4 protein-coding genes are annotated in these 4,204 nt (G+C 74.0%); 2 read left to right on the top strand and 2 right to left on the bottom strand.

The features are described 5' to 3' along the window. Both E1200_RS31645 and E1200_RS31640 read left to right on the top strand, forming a co-directional pair. Nucleotides 1-730 (top strand): QsdR family transcriptional regulator (locus tag E1200_RS31645; protein WP_207933641.1); only part of this gene is annotated, 730 nt, incomplete at its 5' end. Nucleotides 731-801: 71 nt separating this feature from the next. Beyond that, nucleotides 802-2,160 (top strand): AarF/ABC1/UbiB kinase family protein, encoded by a 1,359-nt coding sequence (locus E1200_RS31640; protein WP_165950545.1) that lies wholly within the window; start codon nt 802-804, stop codon nt 2,158-2,160. A gap of 53 nt (nt 2,161-2,213) precedes the next feature. On the opposite strand, the gene E1200_RS31635 is transcribed toward E1200_RS31640, so the two are convergent. Together E1200_RS31635 and E1200_RS31630 are read right to left on the bottom strand one after the other, a co-directional pair. After that, nucleotides 2,214-3,059 carry a siderophore-interacting protein gene (locus E1200_RS31635; RefSeq protein ID WP_131956069.1) on the bottom strand — a complete coding sequence of 282 codons (846 nt, stop codon included), beginning with the start codon at nt 3,057-3,059 and terminating at the stop codon, nt 2,214-2,216. A gap of 88 nt (nt 3,060-3,147) precedes the next feature. After that, nucleotides 3,148-4,204 (bottom strand): serine hydrolase domain-containing protein (locus E1200_RS31630; protein WP_243708999.1); only part of this gene is annotated, 1,057 nt, incomplete at its 5' end.

Below are 4,204 nucleotides of genomic sequence, written 5' to 3'. Positions count from 1 at the left end.
GCCCGCCGGGGCGGGGGCGGGGCTGTGGCATGCTGAGCGGATGAACGGCAGCCCCGTTCCCCCCGGCGGTCCCGCCCGGCCGCCGTCCGGGCCCGCCGGCCGCGCGCCCGGTCCCGCCGCCGCGCTCGCGGCCGCCACCGAGCACTACCTGCGCGGCGAGCCGATCGACATGTCGGCGCTGGCCGCCGAGCTCGGCGTGGGCCGCGCGACCCTGTACCGCTGGGTGGGCAGCCGGGAGCGGCTGCTCGGCGACGTCCTCGCGGAGATGACCGAGCACACCTACCGCGTGGCGACGCGCGGCGTGGACGGCTCCGGCGCCGACCGCATCCTCATGCTCCTCGACCGGTTCATGTACGCGGTGGTGGAGGCCGAGCCGCTCAAGGCGTTCACCGAGCGCGAGCCGCGGCTGTTCATCCGGCTGGCCACCATGCCGGGCACCATCGAGGACCGCTCCACCGAGCTGCTGGCCCGGGAGCTGCAGGCAGAGATCGACCGCGGCGCCCTGCGGGTCCCGCTGCCGACCCGGACCCTCGCGCAGGCGATCGTCAGGGTCGCCGACTCGTTCCTGTACGCGCACCACCTGGGCGGGACCCGGCCGCGGATCGACCAGGCGCTGGAGGTCGTCGAGCTGCTGCTGCGGCCGTGCGGGAACGGTGCGGTACCCGCCCCGGGGGACCGGCCGGGGAATCTCCGGGCCTGCCGGAACGCTTCATCTTTTGACGGGGGATGAACGTTTCGTGACTTTTCCCCCGCGTGAGACCCTGACGGTCATTGGACGCATCGTCGAACGAGGGACGGGCCGTGAGTGACATTCCCCGCCGCGCGGTGACGCGGACCGCCAAGCTGGCGACCCTGCCGATCGGCTTCGCCGGGCGCACCGCGCTCGGGTTCGGCAAGCGGACGTTCGGCCGCCCCGCCGAGGCGGTCGCGCTGGAGGTGCAGCGCCGCACCGCCGAGCAGCTGTTCGCGGTGCTCGGCGAGCTCAAGGGCGGCGCCATGAAGGTCGGGCAGCTGATGTCGATCTTCGAGGCGGGGCTGCCCGAGGAGATCGCCGGCCCGTTCCGCGCGAGCCTCACCCGGCTCCAGGAGGCCGCGCCCCCGATGCCCGCCGCCACCACCCACCGCGTCCTCGCCGAGGGCCTGGGGGAGGACTGGCGCGAGAAGTTCCGGGAGTTCGACGACCGGCCCGCCGCCGCGGCGTCCATCGGCCAGGTCCACAAGGCCGTCTGGCACGACGGGCGGACCGTCGCGGTGAAGGTCCAGTACCCCGGCGCCGCCAAGGCGCTGATGAGCGACTTCAACCAGATCTCCCGCGTCAGCCGGCTCTTCACCCCGCTGTTCCCCGGCGTCGAGGTCAAGCCGGTCATCGCCGACCTCAAGCGGCGGCTGGAGAAGGAGCTCGACTACGTCGACGAGGCCCGCGCCCAGACCGCCTTCCACGACGCCTACGCGGGCGATCCCGACTTCCTCGTGCCCGCGGTCGTCGCCCAGTCCGGCAACGTCCTGGTCACCGAGTGGCTGGACGGGACGCCGCTCGCCAAGGTCATCGCCGAGGGCGACCAGGAGCAGCGCGACCGCGCCGGCATGCTGCTGTTCCGCTTCCTGCTCTCCGGTCCCGCCCGCTGCGAGATGATCCACATCGACCCGCACCCGGGCAACTTCCGGGTGCTGGACGACGGCCGCCTCGGCGTCATGGACTTCGGCGGCGCCGCCCGCGTCCCCGCCGAGCTGCAGTGGTCGATCGGCAGGCTCACCCGCATCGGGACGCTCGGCGACCCCGAGGAGATGGTCGAGGCCCTCCGCGAGGAGGGGTTCCTCGTCCCCGACGCCGAGGTGGACCCCGAGGAGGTCGCCGACCTCATCGGGCCGCACGCGGCCCCGTTCGCGGTGGAGCGCTTCCGCTACTCCCGCGAGTGGATGCGGGAGCAGACCGCCCACGGACTCGGCGTCGCCTCCGACATGCGCCCCGGCGCCCTCGCCCGCCAGTTCCGGCTCCCGCCGCAGTACCTGGCCGTCAGCCGCGCCCTGAGCGGGGGCGGCGGCGTCCTGTGCCAGCTGGAGACCGAGGGCGACTTCCGCGCCGAGGTCGAACGCTGGCTCCCCGGCTTCACCGACGAGGACGACCCCACCGGCGAGGAGCCGGAAGAGGTCACCGCCTAGCCGGGGTCCAGCCGGGTCCAGAGGCGCCGCCCCTGGACCCGGCGCACGGCGGATCAGCCGAGGGCCCGGGCCTCCTCTTCCTCCACCTGGCGGTTCCAGTCGCGCTTGATCGACCGCCAGCCCTCGTCGTCGCGGCCGCGGCGCCAGTAGCCGGAGATGGACAGCCGCTCCAGCGGCACCCCGCGGTCGATCCGCAGGTGGCGCCGCAGCGCCTTGACGAAGCCCGCCTCGCCGTGGACGAACGCGTGCACCTCGCCCTCGGGGAACTCCAGCTTCTGGACGGCCTCCACCAGCAGGTCCCCGACCGGGCCGCCGCCCCGGTGCAGCCAGACGATCTCCGCGTCCTCCGGGGTGGGCAGCTCCTGCTCCTCCTCGGGGCCGGAGACCTCGATGAACACGCGGACGGGCGCGCCCCGCGGGATCCGCTCCAGTGAGGCGCCGATCGCCGGGAGCGCGCTCTCGTCGCCCACGAGCAGGTGCCAGCCCGCGTCGGCGCGGGGCGCGTAGTCGCCGCCGGGGCCGAAGAACAGGACCTCGTCGCCCGGCCGGGCGTTCGCCGCCCACGGGCCGGCGAGCCCCTGGTCGCCGTGGTGGACGAAGTCGAGCGTCAGCTCCACGGCCTCGGGGTCCCACGCGCGCACGGTGTAGGTCCGGGTGACCGGCCACTGCTCACGCGGCAGCTCGGCGCGGATCCGCTCCATGTCGAACGGCTCCGGGTACGCCACGCCCGGCCGCCGGAAGAGCAGCTTGACGTAGTGGTCGGTGAACTCGCCCGCGGCGAACCCGGCCAGCTCCGCCCCGCCGACGACCACGCGGATCATGTGCGGGGTGAGCCTCTCGGTGCGCAGCACCCTCCCCCTGTTGAGCGTGCGCCCCTTGCGCGCCGGTTCCTGCGCCATGCGGCCTCCCGTCCCCGGAACATCCTTCTTAGGTAAGCCTAACCAGCGGGGCCGCCCGGCTTGTTCCCCGATTGCCCGGTCAGCCCGGTCAGCCCGCGCGGGCGGCGCGGGTCCGGGCGACCTCGGCGGCGACGGCCTCGAACGCGGCGTCGGTCTCCTCGCCGCCGAGGACGGTGAAGAGCGCCGACTTGACGATGACGACGCCGTGCCTCGGCGAGACCCAGATGAGCTGGCCGCCGAGGCCGCTGGCGGAGAAGCCGCCGTCGCCGTCCAGCCACCACTGGAAGCCGTAGCCCGGTTTGAACGGCGCCGACGGACGCGTCGACTCCGCCACCCACGAGGCCGGCACGACCTGCCGGCCGCCGGCCTTGCCGCCGTTGAGGTACAGCAGCCCGAACCGCGCGAAGTCGCGGGCGGTGGCGTAGTAGCAGCAGTACCCCATGCTGTTGCCGTTGGAGTCGTTGCCCAGGTACGCCTTGGACGCCATCCCCGCCGGCCCCCAGATCTTCCGCTGGACGTAGACGTGGTACGGCACCCCCGTCGCCTCGGCGACGGCCCAGGCGAGGACGAACGAGTTCATGCTCGTGTACTCGAACCTCGTCCCCGGCTCCCAGCCCCGCTTCTGCCGCTTCGCCATGGCGGTGAGCGGACGCCCGAGGCTCGCGGCGACGTGCACCGCGGGGACGTCCGAGGTCTCGTCCCACTCGATGCCCGACGACATCCGCAGCAGGTCCCGCAGCGAGACGCCGTCGTAGCCGGACCCCGCCAGCTCGGGGACGTAGCGGGTGACCGGGTCGTCGACCGAGTCGATGTGCCCCTCGCCGAGCGCGATGCCGACCGCGGCGGAGGTGAACGACTTGGCCATCGACCACGACTGGAAGAGGCTGCCGCGGCCCGCCGCGACGTAGCGTTCGAAGACGACGGCGTCCCCGTCCAGGACCACGAAGCCCTGGGTGCCGGTGCGGGCGAGGTAGTCGTCGAGCGTGCGGCGCCGCCCGTCGTAGGTGTAGGTGACCGCGAGCGGGCGGTGCGCCTCGCGCAGTTCGAGCGGATCGGCGGAGGGCGGCAGCGGGTCGAAGCCCGCCCGGTGCTCGGTGGCGGCGCCGGTGGTGATGGTGCCGGTGACGGCGGACGGCGGGGCGGAC

Source organism: Actinomadura sp. GC306 (genome assembly GCF_004348665.1).
Taxonomy (GTDB): domain Bacteria; phylum Actinomycetota; class Actinomycetes; order Streptosporangiales; family Streptosporangiaceae; genus Spirillospora.
Note: the sequence above shows the minus strand (reverse complement) of the source record. Positions and strands in the feature narration are given on the sequence as shown.

What these genes read in the sequence shown, in the direction of transcription:
- E1200_RS31635 (WP_131956069.1), bottom strand. Translation starts at nt 3,059, where the DNA reads ATGGCGCAGGAACCGGCGCGCAAGGGGCGCACGCTCAACAGGGGGAGG.